General features: G+C 54.6%; 25 protein-coding genes and 2 pseudogenes. 14 read left to right on the forward strand and 13 right to left on the reverse strand.

Features of this window, described 5'->3' with window-relative positions; all coding sequences use genetic code 11:
- The first annotated feature begins 11 nt into the window (after window positions 1–11).
- The 5 genes from arcA (at window position 12) to ACLJZ5_RS14790 (ending at window position 5425) form a co-directional block, all read left to right on the forward strand.
- Window positions 12–1232 carry an arginine deiminase gene (gene arcA, locus ACLJZ5_RS14770; RefSeq protein ID WP_024797433.1) on the forward strand — a complete coding sequence of 407 codons (1221 nt, stop codon included), beginning with the start codon at window positions 12–14 and terminating at the stop codon, window positions 1230–1232.
- A 10-nt stretch (window positions 1233–1242) separates the two neighbouring features.
- Complete coding sequence (arcC, locus tag ACLJZ5_RS14775; RefSeq protein WP_000428751.1) at window positions 1243–2175, forward strand: carbamate kinase; 933 nt, start codon at window positions 1243–1245, stop codon at window positions 2173–2175.
- A gap of 111 nt (window positions 2176–2286) precedes the next feature.
- Window positions 2287–3291: an ornithine carbamoyltransferase gene (gene argF / locus ACLJZ5_RS14780; protein ID WP_000237031.1), complete on the forward strand. Its 1005-nt coding sequence runs from the start codon at window positions 2287–2289 to the stop codon at window positions 3289–3291.
- A gap of 55 nt (window positions 3292–3346) precedes the next feature.
- Entirely contained in the window at window positions 3347–4750 is a 1404-nt protein-coding gene (locus ACLJZ5_RS14785) for a YfcC family protein (RefSeq protein ID WP_024797432.1), read from the forward strand.
- Window positions 4751–4936: 186 nt separating this feature from the next.
- Window positions 4937–5425, forward strand: a complete 489-nt coding sequence (locus tag ACLJZ5_RS14790) for an arginine repressor (RefSeq protein WP_000666051.1) — start codon at window positions 4937–4939, stop codon at window positions 5423–5425.
- On the opposite strand, the pseudogene ACLJZ5_RS14795 reads toward ACLJZ5_RS14790, so the two are convergent.
- Window positions 5395–5536: pseudogene (locus ACLJZ5_RS14795) on the reverse strand (hypothetical protein). The gene ACLJZ5_RS14790 and the pseudogene ACLJZ5_RS14795 overlap by 31 nt on opposite strands.
- Between ACLJZ5_RS14795 and pyrL the strand changes: the two are divergent.
- From pyrL to ridA, 4 genes are all read left to right on the forward strand, one after another.
- On the forward strand, window positions 5516–5617 hold the full coding sequence (gene pyrL / locus ACLJZ5_RS14800; RefSeq protein ID WP_000249504.1) for a pyr operon leader peptide: 102 nt from the start codon (window positions 5516–5518) through the stop codon (window positions 5615–5617). The pseudogene ACLJZ5_RS14795 and the gene pyrL sit on opposite strands and share 21 nt — an antisense overlap.
- A gap of 35 nt (window positions 5618–5652) precedes the next feature.
- Window positions 5653–6588, forward strand: a complete 936-nt coding sequence (gene pyrB, locus ACLJZ5_RS14805; RefSeq protein WP_000013055.1) for an aspartate carbamoyltransferase — start codon at window positions 5653–5655, stop codon at window positions 6586–6588.
- 12 nt (window positions 6589–6600) lie between these two features.
- Window positions 6601–7062 (forward strand): aspartate carbamoyltransferase regulatory subunit, encoded by a 462-nt coding sequence (pyrI, locus tag ACLJZ5_RS14810; protein WP_000148567.1) that lies wholly within the window; start codon window positions 6601–6603, stop codon window positions 7060–7062.
- Window positions 7063–7138: 76 nt separating this feature from the next.
- A complete protein-coding gene (ridA, locus tag ACLJZ5_RS14815; protein WP_000047544.1) occupies window positions 7139–7525 on the forward strand; it encodes a 2-iminobutanoate/2-iminopropanoate deaminase in 387 nt (128 codons plus the stop codon).
- Window positions 7526–7613: 88 nt separating this feature from the next.
- Here ridA and mgtA read toward each other — a convergent pair whose 3' ends face one another.
- Together mgtA and mgtL are read right to left on the reverse strand one after the other, a co-directional pair.
- The gene (mgtA, locus tag ACLJZ5_RS14820) at window positions 7614–10322 is read right to left on the reverse strand and encodes a magnesium-translocating P-type ATPase (RefSeq protein WP_031617833.1); all 2709 of its coding nucleotides are present in this window, start codon (window positions 10320–10322) and stop codon (window positions 7614–7616) included.
- Between the two features lie 140 nt (window positions 10323–10462).
- Window positions 10463–10561, reverse strand: coding sequence for a mgtA regulatory leader peptide MgtL (mgtL, locus tag ACLJZ5_RS14825; RefSeq protein WP_107320725.1), 99 nt, complete (start codon window positions 10559–10561; stop codon window positions 10463–10465).
- A gap of 144 nt (window positions 10562–10705) precedes the next feature.
- On the opposite strand from mgtL, the gene treR reads away from it, so the two are divergent.
- The 5 genes from treR (at window position 10706) to nrdG (ending at window position 18043) form a co-directional block, all read left to right on the forward strand.
- Window positions 10706–11653 carry a trehalose operon repressor TreR gene (treR, locus tag ACLJZ5_RS14830; RefSeq protein WP_024797430.1) on the forward strand — a complete coding sequence of 316 codons (948 nt, stop codon included), beginning with the start codon at window positions 10706–10708 and terminating at the stop codon, window positions 11651–11653.
- Window positions 11654–11790: 137 nt separating this feature from the next.
- Window positions 11791–13209: a PTS trehalose transporter subunit IIBC gene (gene treB, locus ACLJZ5_RS14835; RefSeq protein ID WP_000048846.1), complete on the forward strand. Its 1419-nt coding sequence runs from the start codon at window positions 11791–11793 to the stop codon at window positions 13207–13209.
- Window positions 13210–13258: 49 nt separating this feature from the next.
- Window positions 13259–14911, forward strand: coding sequence for an alpha,alpha-phosphotrehalase (gene treC, locus ACLJZ5_RS14840; protein WP_024797429.1), 1653 nt, complete (start codon window positions 13259–13261; stop codon window positions 14909–14911).
- Between the two features lie 408 nt (window positions 14912–15319).
- Window positions 15320–17458: an anaerobic ribonucleoside-triphosphate reductase gene (gene nrdD / locus ACLJZ5_RS14845; RefSeq protein WP_000187821.1), complete on the forward strand. Its 2139-nt coding sequence runs from the start codon at window positions 15320–15322 to the stop codon at window positions 17456–17458.
- Window positions 17459–17578: 120 nt separating this feature from the next.
- A complete protein-coding gene (nrdG, locus tag ACLJZ5_RS14850; protein WP_023205808.1) occupies window positions 17579–18043 on the forward strand; it encodes an anaerobic ribonucleoside-triphosphate reductase-activating protein in 465 nt (154 codons plus the stop codon).
- A gap of 3 nt (window positions 18044–18046) precedes the next feature.
- Here nrdG and ACLJZ5_RS14855 read toward each other — a convergent pair.
- The 10 genes and pseudogenes from ACLJZ5_RS14855 to ACLJZ5_RS14900 form a co-directional block, all read right to left on the reverse strand.
- Window positions 18047–18333, reverse strand: a pseudogene (locus tag ACLJZ5_RS14855) (type II toxin-antitoxin system RelE family toxin).
- A complete protein-coding gene (locus ACLJZ5_RS14860) occupies window positions 18323–18565 on the reverse strand; it encodes a type II toxin-antitoxin system RelB/DinJ family antitoxin (RefSeq protein ID WP_000212722.1) in 243 nt (80 codons plus the stop codon). The pseudogene ACLJZ5_RS14855 and the gene ACLJZ5_RS14860 overlap by 11 nt, the downstream one beginning before the upstream one ends.
- Window positions 18566–18642: 77 nt before the next feature.
- Entirely contained in the window at window positions 18643–20556 is a 1914-nt protein-coding gene (locus ACLJZ5_RS14865) for a BglG family transcription antiterminator (protein WP_024797428.1), read from the reverse strand.
- A gap of 16 nt (window positions 20557–20572) precedes the next feature.
- A complete protein-coding gene (gene dagF, locus ACLJZ5_RS14870; protein ID WP_024797427.1) occupies window positions 20573–21313 on the reverse strand; it encodes a 2-dehydro-3-deoxy-phosphogluconate aldolase in 741 nt (246 codons plus the stop codon).
- Window positions 21310–22428, reverse strand: coding sequence for a DgaE family pyridoxal phosphate-dependent ammonia lyase (locus ACLJZ5_RS14875; protein ID WP_024797426.1), 1119 nt, complete (start codon window positions 22426–22428; stop codon window positions 21310–21312). The genes dagF and ACLJZ5_RS14875 overlap by 4 nt, the downstream gene beginning before the upstream one ends.
- Entirely contained in the window at window positions 22412–23545 is a 1134-nt protein-coding gene (locus tag ACLJZ5_RS14880; RefSeq protein ID WP_000459926.1) for an amidohydrolase/deacetylase family metallohydrolase, read from the reverse strand. The genes ACLJZ5_RS14875 and ACLJZ5_RS14880 overlap by 17 nt, the downstream gene beginning before the upstream one ends.
- A gap of 58 nt (window positions 23546–23603) precedes the next feature.
- A complete protein-coding gene (locus tag ACLJZ5_RS14885; protein ID WP_000392127.1) occupies window positions 23604–24248 on the reverse strand; it encodes a DUF4310 family protein in 645 nt (214 codons plus the stop codon).
- Window positions 24249–24259: 11 nt separating this feature from the next.
- A complete protein-coding gene (locus ACLJZ5_RS14890) occupies window positions 24260–25036 on the reverse strand; it encodes a DUF4311 domain-containing protein (RefSeq protein WP_000478578.1) in 777 nt (258 codons plus the stop codon).
- A gap of 22 nt (window positions 25037–25058) precedes the next feature.
- Window positions 25059–25361, reverse strand: coding sequence for a DUF4312 family protein (locus tag ACLJZ5_RS14895; RefSeq protein ID WP_000975187.1), 303 nt, complete (start codon window positions 25359–25361; stop codon window positions 25059–25061).
- A complete protein-coding gene (locus ACLJZ5_RS14900; protein WP_000435389.1) occupies window positions 25361–25723 on the reverse strand; it encodes an SFCGS family glycine-rich protein in 363 nt (120 codons plus the stop codon). The genes ACLJZ5_RS14895 and ACLJZ5_RS14900 overlap by 1 nt, the downstream gene beginning before the upstream one ends.
- Window positions 25724–25732: the final 9 nt, after the last annotated feature.

A 25732-nucleotide genomic window follows, 5' to 3' on the forward strand; every position in this document is an offset into this window, starting at 1 on the left:
AAGGTATAATGATGGAAAAGCATTTTGTCGGTTCTGAAATTGGTCAATTACACAGCGTAATGTTGCATCGTCCCAATCTCAGCCTAAAAAGACTTACCCCTTCAAATTGTCAGGAATTACTTTTTGACGATGTATTATCCGTAGAGCGCGCTGGCGAAGAGCATGACATTTTTGCCAACACGCTGCGCCAGCAAGGGATAGAAGTGTTGCTGTTAACCGACCTGCTCACCCAAACGCTGGATGTGGCTGACGCTAAAGCCTGGCTACTGGACACGCAAATTTCCGATTATCGCCTTGGGCCCACCTTTGCCGCAGATATTCGCGCCTGGCTGGCGGATATGCCGCACCGTGAACTGGCTCGCCATTTAAGCGGCGGTTTAACTTACGGCGAAATCCCCGCCTCCATAAAAAATATGGTGGTCGATACTCACGATATTAATGACTTTATTATGAAGCCATTACCGAATCACCTATTTACCCGTGACACGTCCTGCTGGATATATAACGGCGTCTCAATTAACCCCATGGCAAAACCTGCACGCCAACGTGAAACGAATAATTTACGTGCTATTTATCGCTGGCATCCTCAATTCGCAGGCGGTGATTTCATTAAATATTTCGGCGACGAGGACATTAATTACGACCACGCCACTTTAGAGGGCGGCGATGTGCTGGTGATTGGCCGCGGCGCGGTGTTGATCGGTATGTCTGAACGTACTACGCCGCAGGGCGTCGAGTTCCTGGCGCAGGCATTGTTTAAACATCGTCAGGCGGAACGCGTCATTGCCGTTGAACTGCCAAAACATCGCTCCTGTATGCACCTTGACACCGTCATGACCCACATTGATATCGACACCTTCTCCGTCTATCCGGAAGTCGTTCGCCCGGACGTTCAGTGCTGGACGCTGACGCCAGACGGACGCGGCGGTCTGAAACGAACCCAGGAGAGCACGCTGGTTCATGCTCTTGAAAAAGCGCTTGGCATCGATCAGGTGCGCTTAATCACCACTGGCGGCGACGCATTTGAAGCTGAGCGCGAACAGTGGAATGACGCCAATAACGTGCTCACTCTGCGTCCCGGCGTGGTGGTGGGCTATGAGCGCAACATCTGGACCAACGAAAAATACGACAAAGCCGGCATTACCGTCCTTCCCATTCCCGGCGATGAACTGGGTCGCGGGCGCGGGGGCGCACGCTGCATGAGCTGTCCACTGGAACGCGATGGTATTTAAAGGAGACGTTATGGAAAACAAACGCACACTGGTCGTCGCGCTGGGCGGCAATGCGCTGCTCAAACGCGGCGAACCGCTGGAGGCTGATATTCAGCGTAAAAATATCGAACTGGCGGCCAGAACCATCGCCCAGCTTACCCGGCAATGGCGCGTGGTGTTAGTGCACGGCAACGGCCCACAGGTAGGACTGCTGGCGCTACAAAATAGCGCCTACGCTAACGTTACGCCCTACCCGCTCGATATTCTCGGTGCGGAAAGCCAGGGCATGATTGGCTACATGCTGCAACAGGCGCTGAAGAATCATCTGCCGGAGCGTGAAATCAGCGTCCTGCTCACCCAGGTCGAAGTCGATGCCAACGACCCGGCATTCCTCAATCCAACCAAATATATCGGACCGATTTACGACGAAGCGCAGGCCCGTGCGTTACAGGCAGAAAAGGGCTGGGTATTCAAAGCCGACGGTAACGCCTTCCGCCGCGTTGTGCCCTCCCCGCAGCCGAAACGCATTGTGGAAAACGATGCCATCCGCGCGCTGATTAGCCGCGATCACCTGGTTATCTGTAACGGCGGCGGCGGTGTGCCGGTCGTGGAAAAAGCCGATGGCTACCACGGTATCGAGGCGGTGATCGACAAAGATCTGTCCGCCGCCCTGCTTGCCAGCCAAATTCACGCCGACGCGCTGCTCATTCTGACCGATGCCGACGCGGTGTATCTCGACTGGGGTAAGCCCACCCAACGCCCGCTGGCGCAAGTTACGCCGGAGCTGCTTCGTGAAATGCAGTTCGACGCCGGTTCGATGGGCCCGAAAGTGACCGCCTGCGCTGAGTTTGTCAGCCATTGCCGCGGCATTGCCGGAATCGGCTCGCTGGCGGATGGGCAAGCCATTCTCGCGGGCGAGAAAGGCACTTTGATTCGGTGTGAAACCGCCGACGTTGACGCATAAGGCTTTTTACCGGATGGCGGCTTCCGCCTTATTCGGCCTACAGAGCGCGCATAACCGTGGGCCGGATAAGCGCAGCGCCATCAGGCAATTCATTTTAACAAGGATATTGTAATGGTTATTTCACTGAAAAATCGTAACTTTTTGAAGCTGCTTGACTACACCCCGGCGGAAATCCAACACCTCATCGATCTGGCTATTGAGCTGAAAGCCGCAAAAAAAGCCGGATGCGAAAAGCAAACGCTGATCGGCAAAAACATCGCGCTGATTTTTGAAAAAACCTCTACCCGCACCCGATGCGCGTTTGAAGTCGCCGCTTTCGACCAGGGCGCGCAGGTGACTTATCTCGGCCCAAGCGGCTCGCAGATCGGCCATAAAGAGTCCATGAAAGATACTGCTCGCGTCCTGGGGCGGATGTATGACGGCATCGAATATCGCGGTTTTGGTCAACACATTGTGGAAGAGCTGGGGGAATACGCGGGCGTTCCCGTCTGGAACGGCCTGACCGATGAATTTCACCCCACCCAGATCCTGGCCGATCTGATGACCATGCTGGAACACGCGCCGGGTAAAACGCTGCCGGAACTGAGCTTCGCCTACCTGGGCGACGCGCGCAACAACATGGGCAACTCGCTGATGGTGGGCGCGGCGAAGATGGGCATGGATATCCGCCTGATAGCGCCAAAGTCCTTCTGGCCTGATGCCGCGCTGGTCGCGCAGTGCCGGGAAATTGCCAGCGTTACCGGCGCTCGTATCACCTTAACGGAGAGCGTTGAAGACGGCGTTCACGGCGTGGATTTCCTCTATACCGACGTCTGGGTCTCGATGGGAGAGCCCAAAGAAGCCTGGGCGGAACGCGTCAGTCTGATGACGCCATATCAGGTCAACCAGCAGGTGGTAAACGCTACCGGTAATCCTGATGTGAAGTTTATGCACTGCCTGCCCGCCTTCCATAACGAGCACACCAAAGTGGGACGCGAAATCGAAATGGCTTACGGCCTGAAAGGACTGGAGGTCACGGAAGAGGTGTTCGAGTCCGCAGGCTCGATAGTCTTCGATGAAGCGGAAAACCGGATGCACACCATCAAAGCGGTCATGGTGGCGACGCTCGGCGACTAATCCCACAGGATATGCGCCCTTGCGGCGCATATCCGTGATATCAGGAGAGAACATCATGGGTAAATTTAAATTTCCCACCGCTTATACCATCCTGTTTATTCTTATTGCCCTGGTCGCAGTGATGACCTGGATTGTGCCGGCGGGAAAATACCAAATGGCGATGAACGCCACGCTGGGAAAAGAGGTGCCGGTGGCGGGAACGTATGCCCCCGTGGACGCGCATCCGCAAGGGATTACCGCTGTTTTACTGGCGCCGATTGACGGCCTCTATAACCACGAAACCTACACCGCCGGCGCCATTGACGTCGCGCTGTTTGTCTTGATTATCGGCGGCTTTCTGGGGGTGGTGAATAAAACGGGGGCGATTGATGCCGGTATTGAACGGGTAACAGTCAAACTCAACGGCAAAGATGAGTGGATGATCCCCATTCTGATGGCGCTGTTCGCCGCAGGCGGCACTATCTATGGCATGGCGGAGGAGTCGTTGCCCTTCTACACGCTGCTGGTGCCGGTTATGATGGCGGCCCGCTTCGATCCGTTAGTGGCGGCGGCAACCGTACTACTCGGCGCGGGGATAGGCACGCTCGGTTCGACCATTAACCCTTTCGCCACGGTCATTGCCGCCAACGCCGCCGGCATCCCTTTTACTCAGGGAATGCTGATGCGCGTACTGCTGTTAATTGTCGGCTACGTACTGTGCGTGTTTTGGGTAATGCGCTATGCGCGCAAAGTCCGCGCCCATCCTGAGCTTTCTATCGTGGCGGATAAAATGGAGGAAAATCGCGCCCATTTCCTCGGCAATCGCGCCAATACACTGCTGGAGTTTACGGCTACCCGGAAATGGGTGCTGCTGATCTTCGCCTCCTCTTTCGCGGTGATGATTTACGGCGTGGCGGTTCTCGGCTGGTGGATGGCGGAAATCTCCGGCGTTTTTCTGGCGGCGGCGATTATCGTTGGCGTGATAACGCGGATGGGCGAGGAAGCGTTCACCAGTACCTTTATCGACGGCGCGCGGGATTTGCTCGGCGTGGCGCTAATTATTGGTATCGCGCGCGGCATTGTGGTGGTCATGGATAACGGTATGATTACCCACACCATTTTGCACAGCGCGGAAAGTCTGGTTTCCGGCCTCTCTACCACCATTTTCATAAACGTAACCTACTGGCTGGAAGTATTGCTTTCCTTCCTGGTGCCCTCCTCTTCCGGTCTTGCCGTATTGACGATGCCCATTATGGCGCCGTTAGCGGATTTTGCCCACGTACAGCGGGATTTGGTCGTAACCGCCTACCAGTCGGCCTCCGGGATTGTGAACCTGGTTACTCCCACCTCCGCCGTGGTCATGGGCGGTCTGGCGATCGCGCGGGTTCCCTATGTCCGCTATCTGAAATGGATCGCGCCGCTGTTGCTGATCCTGACATTGCTGAATATGGCGGTACTGAGCATCGGAGCGATGATGTAACGAGCCAGATGGCGACGCGTCTTATCCGACAGGACTGATAAGCACAGCGCCATCAGGCACGCCGTCACCTTTTTTGATCGGCTTCTCATTTTCCTGCAAAACCGCCCGATTGATCCGCAATCGATGTGACAAATGTGATGAATTTCGCCAGTCCGTTGATATTAATAATAAAGATAAGGTGCATTTATGAAGGAATACGATGATTACTCCGCCAAAGAACAACAGCAACTGGCGGTTTGTCAGCGCCTGATTAGTGAAAAAAGTTACCTGTCCCAGGAGGAGATTCGCCGCGATTTACAAAATGAGGGATTTGAAGGTATCAGCCAGTCTACGGTTTCGCGCCTGCTCAAGCTGCTGGGCGCAATAAAAATCAGAAATACGAAGGGACAAAAGATTTATTCCGTAAATCCCCAGCGGCGACCTTCGCCGGATGCCGGACGTTCAATAGCCGAAATGGTCGTTAGCGTTGAACATAATAGCGAATTTATCCTTATCCATACGGCGGCAGGTTATGGTCGCGCCGTCGCGAGAATTCTGGATTACCACGCATTGCCGGAAATTCTCGGCGTCGTTGCCGGTAGCAGTATTGTCTGGGTCGCACCACGGGTCGTTCAGCGTACGGCGCTGGTACACAAACAAATTAATTATTTGCTTAAAATGAATTTAAATTCATAAGAACCGTTTGCGATGAGTAAATCATGCATTAATTCGCTTGATCCCAAAACAGAGCTGAGTATAATCGCGGACAATTTGCCGGGAGGAAGCATGGTTCAGTGTGTACGACATTCTGTCTTACCGCGTCTGAAAAAGGACGCAGGCCTGCCGTTTTTCTTTCCGTTGAAAACCAATACCAAGCCCCTCAATTGAGGGGCTTTTTTTTGCCCAGGCGTCAGGAGATAAACATGGCTAACCCGCTATATCAAAAACATATCATTTCCATAAACGACCTCAGCCGCGACGATCTTAATCTGGTACTGGCGACGGCGGCGAAATTAAAAGCCAACCCGCAGCCGGAGCTATTGAAACATAAAGTGATCGCCAGCTGCTTTTTCGAAGCCTCCACGCGTACCCGCCTGTCGTTTGAAACTTCAATGCATCGCCTGGGCGCCAGCGTAGTGGGCTTCTCCGACAGCGCCAACACGTCGCTGGGGAAAAAAGGAGAAACGTTAGCCGACACGATCTCAGTGATTAGCACTTACGTGGACGCGATTGTGATGCGCCATCCACAAGAAGGCGCGGCACGTCTGGCGACGGAGTTTTCCGGTCAGGTGCCGGTGCTCAATGCGGGCGACGGTTCGAACCAGCATCCGACGCAGACCCTGTTGGATCTGTTCACCATCCAGGAAACGCAGGGCCGTCTGGATAACCTGCATATCGCGATGGTCGGCGATCTGAAATATGGCCGCACCGTGCATTCGCTAACCCAGGCGCTGGCGAAATTTAGCGGCAACCGTTTTTATTTTATCGCGCCGGACGCGCTGGCGATGCCGCAGTACATTCTGGATATGCTGGATGAAAAAGGGATGGCCTGGAGCCTGCATGGGTCTATTGAAGAGGTCATGGCCGACGTCGACATCCTCTATATGACTCGCGTACAGAAAGAGCGTCTCGACCCGTCGGAGTACGCCAATGTGAAGGCGCAGTTTGTTCTGCGCGCCAGCGACCTGAACGGCGCGCGTGAAAATATGAAAGTGCTGCACCCGCTGCCGCGCATTGATGAAATCACCACGGATGTGGATAAAACGCCACACGCCTGGTACTTCCAACAGGCGGGCAACGGTATTTTCGCTCGCCAGGCGTTACTGGCGTTGGTACTGAATAGCGAACTGAGTCTGTAAGGGAGAAAAGCGATGACACACGATAACAAACTGCAGGTTGAAGCCATTAAATGCGGCACCGTGATTGACCATATCCCTGCGCAGGTAGGCTTTAAACTGCTGAGTCTGTTTAAATTGACCGAGACCGATCAGCGAATCACTATCGGTCTGAATCTCCCGTCTGGCGAGATGGGGCGTAAAGACTTAATCAAAATAGAAAACACCTTTCTCACCGATGAGCAGGTTAACCAACTTGCTCTGTACGCGCCGCAGGCCACTGTTAACCGCATCGACAACTACGACGTAGTCGGGAAATCACGCCCCAGCCTGCCAGAGCGTATTAATAATGTGCTGGTTTGCCCGAACAGCAACTGCATCAGCCACGCGGAACCGGTATCCTCCAGCTTTGCAGTGAAAAAACGCGCCAATGATATCGCCCTCAAATGCAAATACTGTGAAAAAGAGTTTTCGCATTATGTGGTGCTGGCCAACTAATTTGGGTTGGTTATGAGATCCCGGCTCCCTATAATGAGCGGGGACATTCTATTACCGCTGTAATTCAGGAGAAATCATGAGCAAAACTATTGCGACGGAAAATGCACCAGCAGCAATCGGCCCATACGTACAGGGCGTTGACCTGGGTAGCATGGTAATCACTTCCGGTCAGATCCCGGTCGATCCGAAAACCGGTGCCGTAGCGGAAGACGTATCCGCTCAGGCACGTCAGTCGCTGGAAAACGTTAAAGCTATCGTGGAAGCCGCTGGCCTGAAAGTAGGCGACATTGTGAAAACGACCGTATTCGTGAAAGACCTGAACGATTTCGCGACCGTCAACGCCACCTACGAAGCCTTCTTCACCGAGCACAACGCCACCTTCCCGGCGCGTTCCTGCGTGGAAGTTGCCCGTCTGCCGAAAGACGTGAAAATTGAGATTGAAGCGATCGCTGTTCGTCGCTAACGCTCGTTTATAGATAGTGGCCGGATGGCGCTATCGCTTATTCGGCCTGGTATGCCATCCAGGCCGATAATGCACAATACTTCGACGCTTACTGCCAGCCATAACGTCTGCTGTAAAACCCTTTCACTAACTGGGTTAACGTCATATAGCCCGCCAGAATGGCAATCAGCCACGGGAAATAGCTTAACGGCAGCGCCTGCAACTGCAGGTAAGACGCCAGCGGCGAAAACGGCAACGAGACTCCCACCACCATCACCAACAATGTCATCGCCATCAGCGGCCAGGCGGCGCGACTTTGAATAAACGGCAGACGACGGGTACGGATCATATGCACAATCAGCGTTTGCGACAGTAATCCCACCACAAACCAGCCGGACTGGAACAAAGTTTGCGTTTCTGGCGTATTCGCATGAAATACCCACCACATCAGACAAAAGGTCAAAATGTCGAAAATCGAGCTGATCGGACCGAAAAAGACCATAAAGCGCCCCAAATCCGCCGGATTCCAGCGCTGCGGCTTTTGAATTTGTTCTTCATCGACATTATCAAACGGAATCGCCACCTGGGATACATCGTACAGTAGGTTTTGAATCAGCAAGTGCAGCGGCAGCATTGGCAGGAACGGCAAAAAGGCGCTCGCTACCAGCACGCTAAACACGTTACCGAAATTTGAGCTGGCCGTCATCTTGATATATTTCAACATATTAGAAAAAGTACGACGACCTTCAATGACGCCTTCTTCCAGCACCATCAGGCTCTTTTCCAGCAGAATAATATCGGCGGCTTCACGGGCGATGTCCACCGCGCCATCTACCGAGATACCAATATCCGCCGCCCGCAACGCCGGGGCATCGTTAATCCCGTCGCCCATAAAACCGACCACATGCCCCTCGCGTTTGAGCAAAGTGACGATGCGCTCTTTATGCATCGGCGTCAGACGCGCAAACAACGTCGTACGGGCGGCCAGCGCCGCCAGCGCGTCGTCGCTTAACCCTTCAATATCACTGCCAATAACGACATCGCCCGCATCCAGCCCAACCTCATGGCAAACTTTCGCCGCTACCAGCTCGCTGTCGCCGGTGAGAATTTTCACCGTAATTCCGCTCGCCTTCAGCGCTTTCAGCGCCGGCGCGGTGGTCTCTTTCGGCGGATCGAGAAAAGCGATATACCCTTCCAGGATCAGGTCAGATTCATCGATACGCTGGTAATCGCCCTCACGCGCAGGCAGGTATTTGGTCGCGACGGCGACCACGCGTAGCCCCTGACGGTTCAGCGTGTCGGTAACGCGTTTCACCCGGCGCAGCATATTGTCGTCCAGCGGCACAATATCGCCGTTGTGGCGCACCTGAGTACACACGTTCAGGATCTCCTGTAACGCGCCTTTGCAGACCAGTTGATGCACGTTCGAATCTTCGGCGACCACCACCGACATCCGGCGACGCTCAAAATCAAACGGGATCTCATCGATTTTCTGCCAGCGTCCGGAGAGCTGACGCGCGGCGGTTTCGTCTACTCCCTCCAGGACCGCCGTATCCAGTAAATTTTTTAGACCGGTCTGATAATGGCTGTTCAGCCAGGCGCAATGCAGTACATGCTCGCTGGGCTTACCAGAAATATCCGTATGATTCTCCAGCACAATTTTGTCCTGCGTCAGTGTGCCGGTTTTATCGGTGCACAGAATATCCATCGCGCCGAAGTTCTGAATCGCATCAAGGTGCTTCACGATAACTTTCTGTTTCGAGAGCTTCACCGCCCCGCGCGCGAGGGTGGAGGTGACGATCATCGGCAACATTTCCGGGGTGAGCCCTACCGCTACCGAAAGCGCAAATAGCGCCGCTTCCCACCAGTCACCTTTCGTGTAACCATTAATAATCAGTACTACCGGCGCCATGACCAGCATAAAGCGGATCAGCAACATACTGACGCGGCTAATTCCTTTCTGGAAAGCGTTCTGCTCGTTATCTTGTTCCGAAACGCGCCCCGCCAATTGACCAAACCAGGTGTCGGCGCCGGTCGCCATCACCACGGCCTGCGCCGTTCCGCTCACGACGTTCGTCCCCATAAAGCACAGCGTGTCGCACTCAAGCGGGTTATTTTGCCGGGGCTCACGCGTCGCAGCGACTTTCTCGACCGGCAGAGATTCGCCGGTCAGCGACGCCTGGGCGACAAACAGATCGCGCGCCTGGATAATCCGTAAATCCGCCGGGATCATATCCCCCGCCGACAGCTTAATAATATCGCCGGGCACCAGTTGATCGATGGGTAATTCCAGCCAGGCGTTTTCGCCATTTTCATTAATAACCCGCAGTACGGTAGCGGTATTACTCACCATCGCTTTTAGCGCGTCCGCTGCTTTCGTCGAGCGCGCTTCCTGCACAAAATTCAGCAGCGTTGAGATACCGACCATCAGGGCGATAACGCCTGCGGCAAACAGATCCTCCGTGGCATAAGAAATGCCGCCAAGAATCGTGAGTAAGATGTTGAAAGGATTGCGATAACATACCCACAGATGCACCCACCACGGCGAGGGTTTCTGTGCCGGAAGGCGGTTTTCGCCATGCTTTTCACGCGCGCGCGTCACCTCGGCGGCGTTTAATCCCTCCGGGTGCGTATCAAAAACGCGCCAGAGAGTCTCCTGCTCCATTGCCGCGACTTTCAGACAGCGTTCGCTCAGCGAAGGCGGGATAGTCGCATTTACCGCGGTCTGCGCGCCGGGCAGCGGATCGCGGTGAACCAGACGATAAGGCAAATGACGATTAAGCCGGGCAAAAAGCTGGCGGGTAATGGTTTTTAGCATAGGTAATCCCTCCGCGCCGAAGTCAGGCGCAGAAAATTCTTCAGGCACGGCAAAGCCTTGCCCGATGAGCAATGTTTAAATAAAAACAGGGACGTTATTGTGTCACTGTCTTACACACCGGTAAGACAGCAGAGGCAGGCTTACCGGAAAAGGAAAATTCTCCATCGCGGGAGAGGGGTGGGTTCAGGGTCCATGTCGCCTCCGGTAAGTAAACGATTTGCGCCGTGGATTATACGCATAAATCCATAAGTTTTGTGGCAATTATGGCGGTATCATACCGTTACGTAATTAAACCAACGATAAACCAGACTTTGCCCATTGCCCTTCGCTTGAGTAAAGTTACTCTTTTTATCACCATCAGCGTCACGCCACGGGAAAACAGGATGCAAAACCGGCTCACTATCAAAGACATCGCCCGCCTGAGCGGCGTAGGGAAATCAACTGTTTCCCGCGTGCTTAACAATGAAAGCGGCGTAAGCGAACGTACCCGCGAGCGTGTCGAAGCGGTGATGAATCAACACGGTTTCTCTCCGTCCCGCTCCGCCCGCGCGATGCGGGGACAAAGCGATAAAGTGGTCGCTATTATCGTCACTCGCCTTGATTCGTTGTCTGAAAACCTCGCGGTTCAGACCATGCTGCCTGCGTTTTATGAACAGGGCTACGACCCTATTATGATGGAAAGTCAGTTCTCGCCGACGCTGGTAATGGAACATCTGGGCATGCTCAGACGACGTAACATTGATGGCGTGGTGCTGTTTGGCTTTACCGGCATCACAGAAGAGTTGATCGCCCCCTGGAAAGCCTCGCTGGTGCTGCTGGCAAGAGATGCGCAAGGTTTTGCCTCCGTCTGTTACGACGACGAGGGCGCGATTCATATCCTTATGCAGCGGCTGTATGAGCAGGGACACCGCAACATTAGCTTTCTGGGCGTTCCCCATAGCGATATTACCACCGGCAAACGTCGGCATGACGCATACCTGGCGTTTTGCAAAAAACATAAACTTCATCCCGTCTCCGCCCTGCCCGGTCTTGCCATGAAGCAGGGCTATGAGCATACGGCAAGTGTCATCATGCCGGATACCACCGCGTTAGTCTGCGCCACCGATACGCTGGCGTTGGGCGCCAGCAAGTATTTACAGGAGCAACGTATTGAGACGCTGCAACTGGCAAGCGTCGGGAACACGCCGCTGATAAAATTCCTGCACCCGGAGATCGTCACTGTCGATCCTGGCTATGCTGAAGCCGGACGGCAGGCGGCTTCGCAGCTGATCGAACAGATCAATGGCCGCTGCGATCCGCGCCGGATCGTCATTCCTTCTACCCTCGCCTGAGTGACTGATTAAACGGAATACCACGAGTAATTTGTGATCGTCGCTGCGTTTCGGGAACGTTCCCATTTTTAAACCAACGTTGAAGAGATACTCTTGCGCCAACCCATAACATACCTCCTCTGCCATGAGGCTTTACGATGAGCAAAGTAAAACAAGCCGATATCGACCGGCTGGTTGACCTGGTTGGCGGGCGCGACAACATCGCCACGGTGAGCCACTGCATTACTCGCCTGCGCTTTGTGCTCCACCAGCCCGCGAACGCCAGGCCAAAAGAGATCGAACAATTACCGATGGTTAAAGGCTGTTTCACCAACGCCGGGCAGTTTCAGGTGGTGATCGGCACCGAAGTCGGCGATTACTATAACGCGCTGCTGGAGACCACCGGCAAAGCGTATGCCGATAAAGAGCAGGCCAAAAAAGCCGCTCGCCAGAACATGAAATGGCATGAGCAGTTAATTTCCCACTTTGCGGAGATCTTCTTTCCGCTACTACCGGCGTTGATCAGCGGCGGTTTGATCTTAGGCTTTCGTAACGTGATCGGCGATGTGCCGATGAGCAACGGCCAAACGCTGGCGCAGATGCATCCGGCGCTAAAAACGCTTTATGATTTTTTATGGTTGATCGGCGAAGCGATCTTTTTCTATCTGCCGGTGGGGATCTGCTGGTCGGCGGTGAAAAAAATGGGCGGCACGCCGATTCTTGGTATCGTGCTCGGCGTGACGCTGGTGTCGCCGCAGTTGATGAATGCGTATCTGCTGGGCCAGCAAACGCCGGACGTCTGGAACTTCGGCTTATTTAGCATTGAGAAAGTGGGCTACCAGGCGCAGGTTATCCCGGCGCTACTGGCAGGGCTGGCGCTTGGGTTTATTGAAACGCGGTTGAAACGCATCGTACCGGATTATCTCTACCTGGTCGTCGTCCCGGTTTGTTCGTTGATACTGGCCGTCTTTCTCGCCCACACCTTTATCGGCCCCTTTGGTCGTATGATCGGCGACGGCGTGGCCTTTGCGGTACGTTATCTGATGACCGGCAGTTTCGCCCCGATAGGCGCGGCGCTGTTCGGCTTCCTGTATGCCCCGCTGGTCATTACCGGCGTCCACCAGACAACGCTCGCTATCGATATGCAGATGATCCAGAGCATGGGCGGTACGCCAGTCTGGCCGCTGATTGCGCTATCGAATATCGCGCAGGCCTCCGCCGTGGTGGGCATCATCATCTCCAGCCGTAAACACAATGAACGCGAGATCTCCGTTCCTGCCGCCATTTCCGCTTACCTTGGGGTAACCGAACCGGCGATGTACGGTATCAACCTGAAGTATCGTTTTCCGATGCTGTGCGCGATGATCGGATCTGGTCTGGCGGGACTGCTCTGCGGTCTGAACGGCGTCATCGCCAACGGTATCGGCGTGGGCGGCCTGCCGGGCATCCTGTCTATACCGCCGCGCTACTGGCAGGTGTACGGCATGGCGATGGTTATCGCGATCGTTATCCCGGTGATTCTGACCACCTTTATCTATCAGCGTAAGCATCGTCAGGGCACATTACAAATTGTCTAATACTTCTTCGGGGCGCAGTTGCGTCCCAACGCACTTGCAGGAAACAACAATGACTATTCCCCTCTGGTGGCAAAACGGCGTTATTTATCAGATCTACCCAAAAAGTTTTCAGGACACGACCGGCAGCGGCACCGGCGATTTACGCGGCGTCACGCAGCACCTTGACTATCTACAGCGACTCGGCGTGGATGCCATCTGGCTCACGCCGTTTTATATCTCGCCGCAGGTGGATAACGGTTATGACGTCGCAAATTATACGGCCATCGACCCGACCTACGGCACGCTGGATGATTTTGACGAGCTGGTCGCGCAGGCGAAAGCACGCGGTATTCGCATCATCCTGGATATGGTGTTTAACCATACTTCTACCCAGCACGCCTGGTTTCGCGAAGCGCTGAACAAAGAGAGCCCATACCGTCAGTTTTATATCTGGCGCGATGGCACGCCGGATGTCTGCCCGAATAACTGGCAATCCAAATTTGGCGGCAGCGCCTGGCGCTGGCATAGCCAGAGCGAACAATATTATTTACACCTTTTCGCGCCTGAACAGGCCGACCTGAACTGGGAAAACCCCGCCGTGCGCGCCGAGCTGAAAAAGGTCTGCGAATTCTGGGCCGATCGCGGCGTGGATGGCCTGCGTCTGGACGTGGTGAACCTGATCGCCAAAGATCAGGACTTCCCTGACGATCCGACGGGCGACGGACGCCGCTTTTATACCGACGGACCGCGCGCGCATACGTTTTTACGCGAAATGAACCGTGACGTTTTTACACCGCGTAATCTGATGACGGTAGGCGAAATGTCCTCTACCACGCTGGAAAACTGCCAGCAATATGCCGCGCTTAGCGGCGACGAACTCTCGATGACCTTCAATTTTCATCATCTGAAGGTGGATTACCCCAATGGCGAAAAGTGGACGCTGGCAAAACCTGATTATGTGGCGCTGAAAGCGTTGTTCCGCCACTGGCAACAGGGAATGCATAACGTCGCCTGGAACGCGTTATTCTGGTGTAATCACGATCAGCCGCGCATCGTTTCCCGCTTTGGCGACGAGGGGGAATACCGGGTTCCAGCCGCGAAAATGCTGGCGATGGCGCTGCACGGTATGCAAGGGACGCCTTATATCTATCAGGGCGAAGAAATCGGCATGACCAACCCACACTTTACCCGCATCACCGATTATCGCGACGTGGAAAGCCATAACATGTTTGCCGCGCTACGCGCCGCCGGACGCGACCCCGACGAACTACTGGCTATCCTGGCCAGTAAATCCCGCGACAACAGCCGCACGCCGATGCAGTGGGACAACGGTAAAAACGCCGGTTTCACCCAGGGCGAGCCGTGGATAAGCCTGTGCGATAACTATACGGAGGTTAACGTCGCGGCGGCATTACGCGATAAAAACTCAGTGTTTTACACCTATCAAAAGCTGATTGCGCTACGTAAAACCCAGCCTGTACTGATCTGGGGCGATTATCAGGATCTCCTCCCGGATAGCCCATCAGTATGGTGTTATCGCCGCCAGTGGCAGGGGCAAACCCTGCTGGTCGTCGCCAATCTGATCGACCAGTGTCAGGAGTGGCATCCGCCGCATATCAAAGGACAGTGGCAGGCGCTACTGCACAATTATGGCGAGGTCGCCAGCCAGCCAGCGGCGATGACGCTCCGCCCATTTGAAGCCATCTGGTGGTTACAACGCTAACGCGACGTCCTTATACGGATAAACGCCACAGGCCTATTGACACGGGCTGTGGCGTTGCTCCTGGTTACTGTCTGTTTTTGTTGAATAATTAATCAGATTTTTCTTGCTATCTTTTACAAACGCTACAGCGCCCGCCATCTGTACGCTCTGATTTTTACCTTGTTCTACATCAATAAAATTGCAAACATCCTTGATGCAAATCACTACATATAGACTTTAAAATGCACGCCGCCCCAATATGTTGTATTAATTGACTACAATTGCTACAACACCCGTTCACTCGACACAAGGTGAATTGTGGATAACCTGGGTCAGGATTGCGGGAAGTCATTGGAAAAGAGATGAATAAACCTGTTATGGCTTCCCCGGCCTCTGTGGATAACCTGTTCTTACAAATATGGAGTGATCATGACACCGCATGTGATGAAACGAGATGGCTGTAAAGTGCCATTCAAATCAGAGCGCATTAAGGAAGCCATTCTACGTGCAGCTAAAGCAGCGGGAGTCGATGACGCAGATTACTGTGCCACCGTCGCAGAAGTCGTTAGCAGCCAAATGAACGCGCGCAGTCAGGTGGATATTAACGAGATCCAAACTGCGGTTGAAAACCAACTGATGTCCGGCCCGTACAAACAGCTTGCCCGCGCCTACATCGAATACCGTCACGATCGCGACATTCAGCGTGAAAAGCGTGGTCGTCTGAACCAGGAAATTCGCGGCCTGGTAGAGCAAACTAACTCCGCGTTGCTCAATGAAAACGCCAACAAAGACAGTAAAGTCATTCCCACCCAGCGCGATTTGCTGGCCGGGATTGTCGCCAAACACTATGCCCGCCAGCACCTGTTGCCGCGTGACGTAGTACAAGCGCATGAGCGCGGCGATATCCACTATCACGATCTCGACTATTCGCCGTTCTTCCCGATGTTCAACTGTATGTTGATCGACCTGAAAGGCATGTTGACCCAGGGCTTTAAGATGGGTAACGCCGAGATCGAACCGCCAAAATCTATCTCTACCGCCACTGCCGTTACTGCGCAGATTATCGCGCAGGTCGCCAGCCATATTTATGGCGGCACCACCATTAACCGTATCGACGAAGTGCTGGCGCCGTTTGTCACCGAAAGCTATAACAAGCACCGCAAAACCGCCGATGAGTGGCAGATCCCGGATGCCGAAGGGTATGCGCGTTCTCGCACCGAAAAAGAGTGCTACGACGCCTTCCAGTCGCTGGAGTACGAAGTTAACACGCTGCACACCGCTAACGGCCAGACGCCTTTCGTGACCTTTGGTTTTGGCCTCGGCACCAGTTGGGAGTCGCGTCTGATCCAGGCGTCTATTTTGCGTAACCGTATCGCCGGTCTGGGTAAAAATCGCAAAACCGCCGTGTTCCCGAAACTGGTCTTCGCTATCCGCGACGGTTTGAACCACAAGTTTGGCGATCCGAACTACGACATTAAACAACTGGCGCTGGAGTGCGCGAGCAAGCGCATGTATCCGGACATCCTCAACTACGATCAGGTAGTCAAAGTCACCGGTTCGTTCAAAACGCCAATGGGCTGCCGCAGCTTCCTCGGCGTGTGGGAGAACGAAAACGGCGAGCAGATCCACGACGGGCGTAACAACCTGGGCGTGATTAGCCTTAACCTGCCGCGCATCGCGCTGGAAGCAAAAGGCGACGAAACCGCATTCTGGAAACTGCTGGATGAACGTCTGGCGCTGGCGCGGAAGGCGCTGATGACCCGTATCGCCCGCCTTGAAGGCGTGAAAGCCCGTGTCGCGCCTATCCTGTATATGGAAGGCGCCTGCGGCGTGCGGCTGAAAGCGGACGACGACGTGTCTGAAATCTTTAAAAATGGTCGTGCGTCCATCTCTCTGGGCTACATTGGTATCCATGAAACCATTAATGCGCTGTTCGGCGGCGAGCACCTGTACGACAGCGAGCAGCTTCGCGCTAAAGGCATCGCGATCGTGGAGCGTCTGCGCCAGGCCGTGGATCAGTGGAAAGAAGAGACCGGCTACGGCTTTAGTCTGTACAGCACGCCAAGTGAAAACCTCTGTGACCGCTTCTGCCGTCTGGATACCGCCGAGTTCGGCGTGGTGCCGGGCGTAACCGATAAAGGTTACTACACCAACAGCTTCCACCTCGACGTGGAGAAGAAGGTCAACCCGTACGACAAAATCGATTTCGAAGCACCGTATCCGCCGCTGGCGAACGGGGGCTTCATTTGCTACGGCGAATACCCGAACATTCAGCACAACCTGAAAGCGCTGGAAGATGTCTGGGATTACAGCTATCAGCATGTACCGTATTACGGCACCAACACGCCGATCGATGAATGCTACGAGTGCGGCTTTACCGGCGAGTTCGAATGTACCAGTAAAGGTTTCACCTGCCCGAAATGCGGCAACCACGACGCCGCCCGCGTCTCGGTCACCCGCCGCGTGTGCGGTTATTTAGGCAGCCCGGACGCGCGTCCGTTTAACGCCGGCAAGCAGGAAGAAGTGAAGCGCCGCGTGAAGCATTTAGGCAATGGGCAGATCGGTTAATTTCCGTTTGCAAAGACCGTAGGCCTGATAAGACGCAATCGCGTCGTCATCAGGCATCACAATGTTGCCGGATGCGGTGCAAGCACCTTATCCGGCCTACATGCTTTCTGGACACCCGCTATGCGCTACCACCAATACTACCCCGTAGACATCGTTAACGGCCCCGGCACCCGCTGCACCCTGTTTGTGTCAGGGTGCGTGCATGAATGCCCTGGCTGCTATAACAAAAGCACCTGGCGGCTGAACTCCGGCCAGCCGTTTACCAAAGAGATGGAAGATAAGATCATTGCCGATCTGAACGACACGCGCATTCACCGTCAGGGGATCTCGCTGTCGGGCGGCGATCCGCTGCATCCGCAAAACGTACCGGATATCCTGACACTGGTACAACGTATCCACGCGGAGTGCCCGGGGAAAGATATCTGGGTGTGGACCGGCTACAAGCTCGATGAACTTAACGCCGCACAGATGCAGGTGGTCGATCTCATCAACGTGCTGGTCGATGGCAAATTTGTGCAGGATCTGAAAGACCCGGCGCTTATCTGGCGCGGTAGCAGCAACCAGGTAGTGCATCATTTGCGTTGATCGCTAAAGCCGTTTGTTTGCATCGTGATAGACGGCTGAATGTTCTCGCTTGCCGACCGCGACAACAAACACAATCACAACGTCATCCCGAACTTGGTACACCAGACGATAACCGGACGATTTAAGCTTAATTTTATAGCAGTCAGGAAGACCGTTTAAACGGGCAGAGAGTCAATTCTGGGGTTCAATAGCACATCAGCCAACTTTTTCTTAAGCTGAGCCTTCACCGTATCGCCCAGCTTATGCCACTCTTTTAAGGCCCTCGGGTCGAATTCCAGTTCATAAGTCATCCAGACTAACCTTGATTCCCTTTTGCGGACTAGACAACCTCTCCCGAACTGTCTGAATCAGTGCATCTTCATTGTCGCTAAGAGTGACAGTTTTCACTGGCATGCGCCCCGTTTCCGCGACGTACTGGAACAGTAATCGCACGGCTTCCGTTGGAGTAATGTTCAGTTTTTCCAGCACGGCATAAGCCTCATTTTTGAGTTTGTCATCCAGACGGACGTTCAGCGTGGCCATTATGCCTCCAGTAAAATCGAATGTGTAATGCAGTTTAGCATTACATTCGCATTACATCGAATTCTGGATAACGCCTCTCAAAAACGACTCACGCACTCCATCGCGACCGTTTTAAATTGCGTAAAATTCTGACATGCGCAGAGGCGCGTCATGGCGCGTTCACGCAGGAAAGTGACGAAAATATCGTAGATGGCCATCGCCTCTTCATATTCACTTTTGCTGATGGCGAGTAAAAAAATAACGTGCGCCGTTTCGTCACCCCAGACAATCCCCTGCGGCGCGAGTACCGTATAAACCACCGTTTTCTTCGCCAGCAGCCCCAGCGCGTGTGGCAAGGCAATCCCGTCGCCTAATAACGTACTGACGATAGCTTCACGTTCAATAACCGAATCGAGAAACGCCGCATCAACAAAGCCTTCCTCATGCAACTGATCGCACAGCGTTTTAAACAGCGTCTGTTGATCTATTTCCCCCTCCACGATGCGAAAATGCGAGGCATCGAAATATTTATCCAGCATCCACGGACGGGTTCTGTCCACCAGCACCAGCTTACCGATCTGCTCCAATTGATAGTCGGTAGGAAAGGGCGCGATCATGATGACCGGTTTATCTTTTTCACCGATCCGCGCCGTGGAAATCACAAAATCCTCCACAATACTGTCCCGCGCCTCATAGTCGCGTAGCGTCAAAGTGCGGGCTATCTCAATCTGCGGGTATTTCCGCGCCAGTACCGCTTCAATCATCCGCACCATCGCATTACCAGCATCACACACCAGCAGTACCTGCGGCTGCCGCTGGTAGCCAATGTTGTAACTACGTTCCAGCCCAACGCCAATATGCAGCACCAGAAAACCGATTTCGTTTTCGCTAATGGTATACGGCGTGTATTTTCCCCAACTCGATATCGCCGCCAACGTCATATCCCACGCCATCGGATAGTGCTGCTTAATATTTTCCAGTAGTGGGTTGGGGATCATGATCTGGTAGCGCACGCGGGTGATCATCGTTTTGATGTGGGTCAGCAAGTCCGCGTGAAGCTGTTTATCATTCAACAGGTTATAGTTGTACTGGGTATTAATAAAATTGAGGATATAGCGCACCAGCGCCTCTTCATCATCGGCATTAATGGCGCTGGGGGCAATTTCCTGTACCTGGCGGGCGGCAATATGCACCTTCAGCCAGCTTACTTCCGGCTCCGACAGCGGCTTGTCGGCCAACTGTTGTAGTAGCTCCGCAATCTCATGCGCCGCATGGCGCACCTTTTCATCGACCTCCTCCGCCACGCATTCCGATAACGGATAACCCTCGCGAATGCGCCGTACCGCCACCGCGCAGTATAAACGCAGAAACAGCTCGCCCTCATCGGTCAGGCGGATTTGACAATGAGAGAAAATATCCGGCAAAAGAGACCGCAACCGTTGGGACACCTCGGTGTTCAGCGTGGTATTAACGATTAACGGATGGGAGGGCTCCTGCTGCGCCAGCGTCCATAAAAGATCGGTCAGACAGGCGCGAATCGCCATCTCTCCGCCAAACAGTTTCATGCCATGACGCGGACGCGTTTCCAGCGTCAGATGATAACGCAGCAAATGCTCGCGCACGTCCGCCATATCGTTCTGCAACGTCGCACGGCTGACAAACCATTCATCTGCTAAATCCTCCAGCTTCAGCGAGAAGGCGGAGGTTAAAAAACGCGCCAGCAAATAGTGTATCCGCTCCTGGCTGGTGCGCGGACCGCGCGCCAGGGCGGGAGATTGCTGCGTTTGCAGGGATTGATAACGTGCCGGATCATCAATTTTGAGCTGATACCCGTTGCCGCGGCTGAGAGTAAATTGCGCGCCATGCGGCGTCAGCAACATGTTCAGCGCGGCGATATCCGCCCGAACGGTACGCGTGGAGACCGACAACCGCTGCGCCAGCTCGTCCTGCGGCAGCGTCTCGTTTTGCAGCATCGCAAATAGCTGCGCTAAACGTTGGTTGGGGAATCGCACGTCTCTCTCCTCATGATTAGCCGACACGCGACCGGACGATAGCGAGTAACTGACGCACATCGTCCGCACGGGTGTTGCCGCTCACCTTATCAATAATCGAACTATAAATGTGAGGAATGATTTTGCTTACACCTGCATCAAGGGCGATGTGCAGAATCTCGGCGAAGTTTTCCAGATCGATGCCGCCCGTCGGTTCCAGCCAGAAATCATGGCGGGCGCAGGCGTCAGCCACCGCTTTATACTCGTCGCGACAGGTGAGCCCTCCCATCGGAAAGTATTTAACGGAGCTGCCGCCCATGTCTTTGAGTAGCGCAATCGCCGTTTCTATGGGTACGATACCGTCCGGCGCGCAACTGCTTAGCGGGCCGGTGGAAATTTTCACCAGTCCCGGCGTGCCGGTCGGCGAGACAAGACCGTTCACCACCGTCTCGTTTTGCCCCAGCAGCGCCCGGCTGGCCCCTACGCCGGTAAACACCTGGTTGACATGCTGCGGCTGTACCTGACGCGAGATTTCGCTCACCATCGCCGACTGGTTAGGATCGCCTGCCCCCAGTCCGACGGAGAGCGCATTGTCGATAAGCGCCGCATATTCACGCATATCCGCGACTGCGCTTGCCACATCCGGATAATTTTTGGAGAGCACGCCAACCAGCACATGACCTTCCGCCGCCGCGTAGATTTCCCGGGCGTTATCTTTCGAACCGGCCAGTACGTTCAGGCAAACGCGATCGCGGTAAAAGTTAGGGGTCAGTTTCATGCTTGTTTCTCCTGATTAATCACCTCACCAATACGACGCGCCACAATCGCTAACTGCGCGCGATCGACGCTGCGGACATCCGCTTCAATAATCCCTTCGTTGGCTTTGTATCCGCGAAAGTAAATCGCGTATTCCCCTTGCTTCAGCGCGTCGACCAGTTCGCCTGTGGCGATGCCGGTAACGGCTTCATCAAACTTAATTTCCGTGCGCGCGATGTCGCGTCCGGCGCTGTCCCACACCACGCGGGCGCTGACGCCGTTAAACGTGTTCAACGTGTCGATAAAGGGCGCCATTTTTTCTACCATCTCCGCGCCGCTCTCTTTTTGCGCCCGCAGGTACAATTCAATGGCGCAGGTCAGGCCAACAATTCCTTCTTTGCCGACCTTCATCGCCCGGCCTATGCCCGCTGACTGACGTTTTACCCACTCAACATACTGCGTTTTACCAATCACCAGCCCGCTGGTCGGCCCTTCAATCGCTTTCGCGCCGCTATAGATAACGAGATCTGCGCCCACGCGGTAGTAGCACTGCAAATCTTCTTCCGCCGCCGCGTCCACAATCAGCGGGAGATTATGCGTGCGCGCCACCACCGCAGCCTGCTCCACGCTGAGCATACTTTTCTGCACGCAGTGGTGAGATTTGATATAGAGAATAGCCGCCGTGCGCGGCGTAATGGCCGCCGCCAACTGCGCGGCGGAACATTCGTTGGCGTAACCGGCTTCCACCAGTTTGCCGCCGCCCAGCGCCACCATCGTTCCCACCGGCGCGCCAAAGTTGACGTTGTGGCCCTTTGGCAGGACGATTTCGTTATTTTCAATCGGTGTAACGTGCAGGTTTTCCAGCAGCCAGTCGCTGTCCTGAACCAGGACCGCGGCAACCGACTGGGCAAGGCCCGCACTGGCGCAGGAGACTACCGTCGCCCCTTCCACCTCCAGCAATTTCGCAATGTACTCGCCAGTTTTATTCACCAGATCTTTCATCTCGAAATACTGATTCATTCCGGCCATCGCCGCGTCTATCACTTCCAGGCGCGGCGTGGAGACGCCGAGCGCCGTCATACGTCCGGAGGCGTTAATCACCTGTTTTAATTGATACTTCTCAAAAATCGAAGGCATGTTCCGCGCTCCCTTGTTCGGTCATATAGCCCTTGCCTGCGCGTATCGCGGCAAGCGGCGTCAGCAATTCTTCAGCCTGTAAGCTGTCGTTTTCCGCGTCTACCAACACGGTGGGCTGGCGTTTAAGCGTAAAGAGGGTCAGGTCGGCATCCAGACCAGGCTGAAGACGACCTTTGGTTTTCAGATTCAGGCTATCGGCGGCATTGGCCGTCACGCACGCAATGACCTGCGGCAGCGACATGCCGATGGCGAGGAATTTCGACATCACATTAGCCAGCGAATGCACCGGGCCATTGATGCGGTTACGACAGTAGATATCGGAACTGATGGTATGCGGTAAAATCCCCAGGCTAATAGCGCGTTTCGCCACCGCAAAGCTCAGGCTGGCGGTACCATGCCCGACGTCCAGACGCACGCCGCGCGCCAGCGCTCGTGTCACCGAGGCGCGCAGCTCGCCTTCCGGCGTCAGAATACGGTTCGGCTTACCGTTGTAACAGTGGGTAATGATATCGCCCGCCGTCAGACGCTCCGCGATTTCGTCCAGATCCGGCGGGTTATTGCCAATATGCACCATCAACGGCAGGTTGCCGTTTTCTTGCTGCATGGCTTTAGCGCGTTCCAGCGGCGTGATGCCGTTAACGCCTACCACGCTGCTGCTCATCCGCGCCTTGAGGCCGACGATAAAATCCGGGTGGCGTTTTACCGCCTGTCGGACCGCATCGGCGTCAATATTGGCCATGTTAGCCAGTTCATTCTGAGCTATCAGCCCGACGCGGGAAATATTCAATAGCGCATAAACGTCGGTGGTCGCCTGACGGGTCAGGGTGTAAAAATCGTCAATATCATCTGCGCCAGTGCTGCCGGCATCAATCACCGTCGTCACCCCCGTCGCGATGCCGATACTATCCGGCTCATCGAAATAAATCGGCGATTTTGGGTAGCAGTGAACATGAGAATCAATCCAACCCGCACTAACGTAACACTCGCCGCGCAGGTCAATGGTTTTCACCGCCGGGCCATCAACGTCACCCAACGCCGCGATTTTGCCATCTTGCAGGGCAATATTAGTCAGCGTGTCATCGACCAGACACGCATGGCGCAGGAGTAAATCAAACATCGTTCTCTCCTTTGCCGGATGGCGGCGCAACCGCCTTATCCGGCCTACAAATCAACAGTTAGCTAATCGCAATCGGGAAGATGGAACCGAGGATCATCGCGCCTAAAATCGCGCCGCCGGTAATCGGCTTCTGCCAGATATAAAACAGCAGCGCGCCCACCAGAGAGCCCAGACCAATAGGAATCGATGCCGTCATGGCGCTGAGGATAATCAACGGCCCCAGAAAACGGCCTGAAGTGTTACCAGCCCCCATCATGACGTCCGCCCCGTACGTGGAGTCGCTCTGATTAATGGTGAACTTACGCGCCAGAATAATGATGTAGCCAATCGCCAGGCCAATCACCAGACCGGTTATCAGCGAAGCGATAAAGTTCGCCACCGGGAAGACAAAGCCAGCCCCCAGCAGTAACGCCGGAACCCCTAAGCCCACGCCAGTCTGAATTGCCCCGCCGATATCCAGAATCCCGACCAGCGAACCTTCGATAATGCGGGCAAATAAAAAGCTGGCGCCGAAAGCGGCGACCGCGCCGTAGACGCCGGTATCCATCCCCGCTTTCAACATCGCCACAAAAGCGACTTCGTTAAATGCGCCGATACCGTACAGATAGTACATATGCGTCCCGGCGAAAACGCCGGAGGAGAGCAGGCCAACAAAGATCGGGAACGACCAGTCGGCATACCAAAAACCTTTATTCTCTTCCATTGTGGCCTCCGTTATTTGCCGCTGAGCGAGTTGTGGATCAGTTCAAGCCAGTTCGGTACCGTCATGTTGAAAGACTCGATCATTTTCATGTCGAAGCCGCGGAAGAAGCCGCTCAACACAAACAGCAAAACGATGGCGACCATCATCACTTTGGTGACATGGTTCCAGCCGCTCTCTTCTACGCCTTTACCGATCAAAATACCCAGTACCAGCCCCGGTACGGCGTTCCCCATGATGAGCTGCGCCGCGCCGCCGAAAACGGTGGCCCAGAAGCCCGATTTTTTACCAGCGTCGATCGCCGCTAACCAGAAGATCACAGGCATGACGATATTGACCAGCAGGTTTGCCGCCGGTACCAGCACCTTAACCGCCGTCACCTGTAGCGCTTCTGGCACGGATGAGGCGGTCAGGTTAAGGAACGTTACGACAATCATGCCGATGACGGCGCAGGCGATCGCCATTTTTTTCGGGTCGTGCAGCGTCTCGCCGACGTTACGGTTTTTGATCATTAGCGCCGCCGCGCCCCAGTTAGGGATGATGCGGTGATCGACATCCTGGGTGAACGATCCGGCCGCCACAGACGACGCCCAGGCGTTAAAGAAGAAACCCAGCCCAAAGGAGAAGTGAGATGCCGGGTCGCCTTCACAAGAGTTGAGTTCGCCCAACGTACGGAACGCGCCCATCCCCTGCGTGGTTGGCGCGTGAAACATGCGTGCAGCCCCAGCGCCCACCCCTACGCCGACCAGCGCGCCGATAATGAGCGATTTAATTAGTATTATCAGGAACATAACTATGCCTTTTTAATAAAAATCAGCGTTTCGCGACGAAATCCACCCTGTCGAGATTGATGGCGGTCACGTTGACGGTCACATCCAGCTCCACGCTGTAAGTGCGTCGTTCCCGGCGCAAAAAGAAAAACAGAAAGGCCTCTTTACGCACCGACTCATGCGCCTGAACAATCCGCACATCCTGTGGCTCAATACGCAGTAAGATATACGGCGACTCTCTCATCACCGCCGACTGAACATGGTTCAGCGCATCGGCAAAGGCGCGTGCTTTGGCGTCGCCCTTGCCTTTTACTCTCACCGTGGTGGTGAATTGCTCTTTCATCATCAGGCGCCGTATTTCTTTTGCCACGCCTGCACCAGGCGCTCGCCGAGCTCTTCTTTATCCATAAAGCCGAAACCCAACACGTTGCAGCCTTCATTGATAGCGGTGACGCCTTCATCCACTGACCGCATTCCATATTTGGCTTTGTAGCCATGCTTGTTTTGCGCGGTGATAGCGCCCGCGCCGCCGCTGCCACAAAATGAAATGCCGAAGGTGGCGTTTTCCGCTTTCATCACATCGCCAAGCTTCATGTCTGCCGCGACGCCCGGTACGACGACCGCGCGACCGCCCGCTTTTTCCACGCCTGCCGCCACTTTCTGGCCTTTACCCAGGCGATCGCCAATCACGACGGTAATCTGTTCCATTTTTTGCTC

It is taken from the genome of Salmonella sp. 5800 (genome assembly GCF_046558195.1).
Classification (GTDB): Bacteria; Pseudomonadota; Gammaproteobacteria; order Enterobacterales; family Enterobacteriaceae; genus Salmonella; species Salmonella enterica.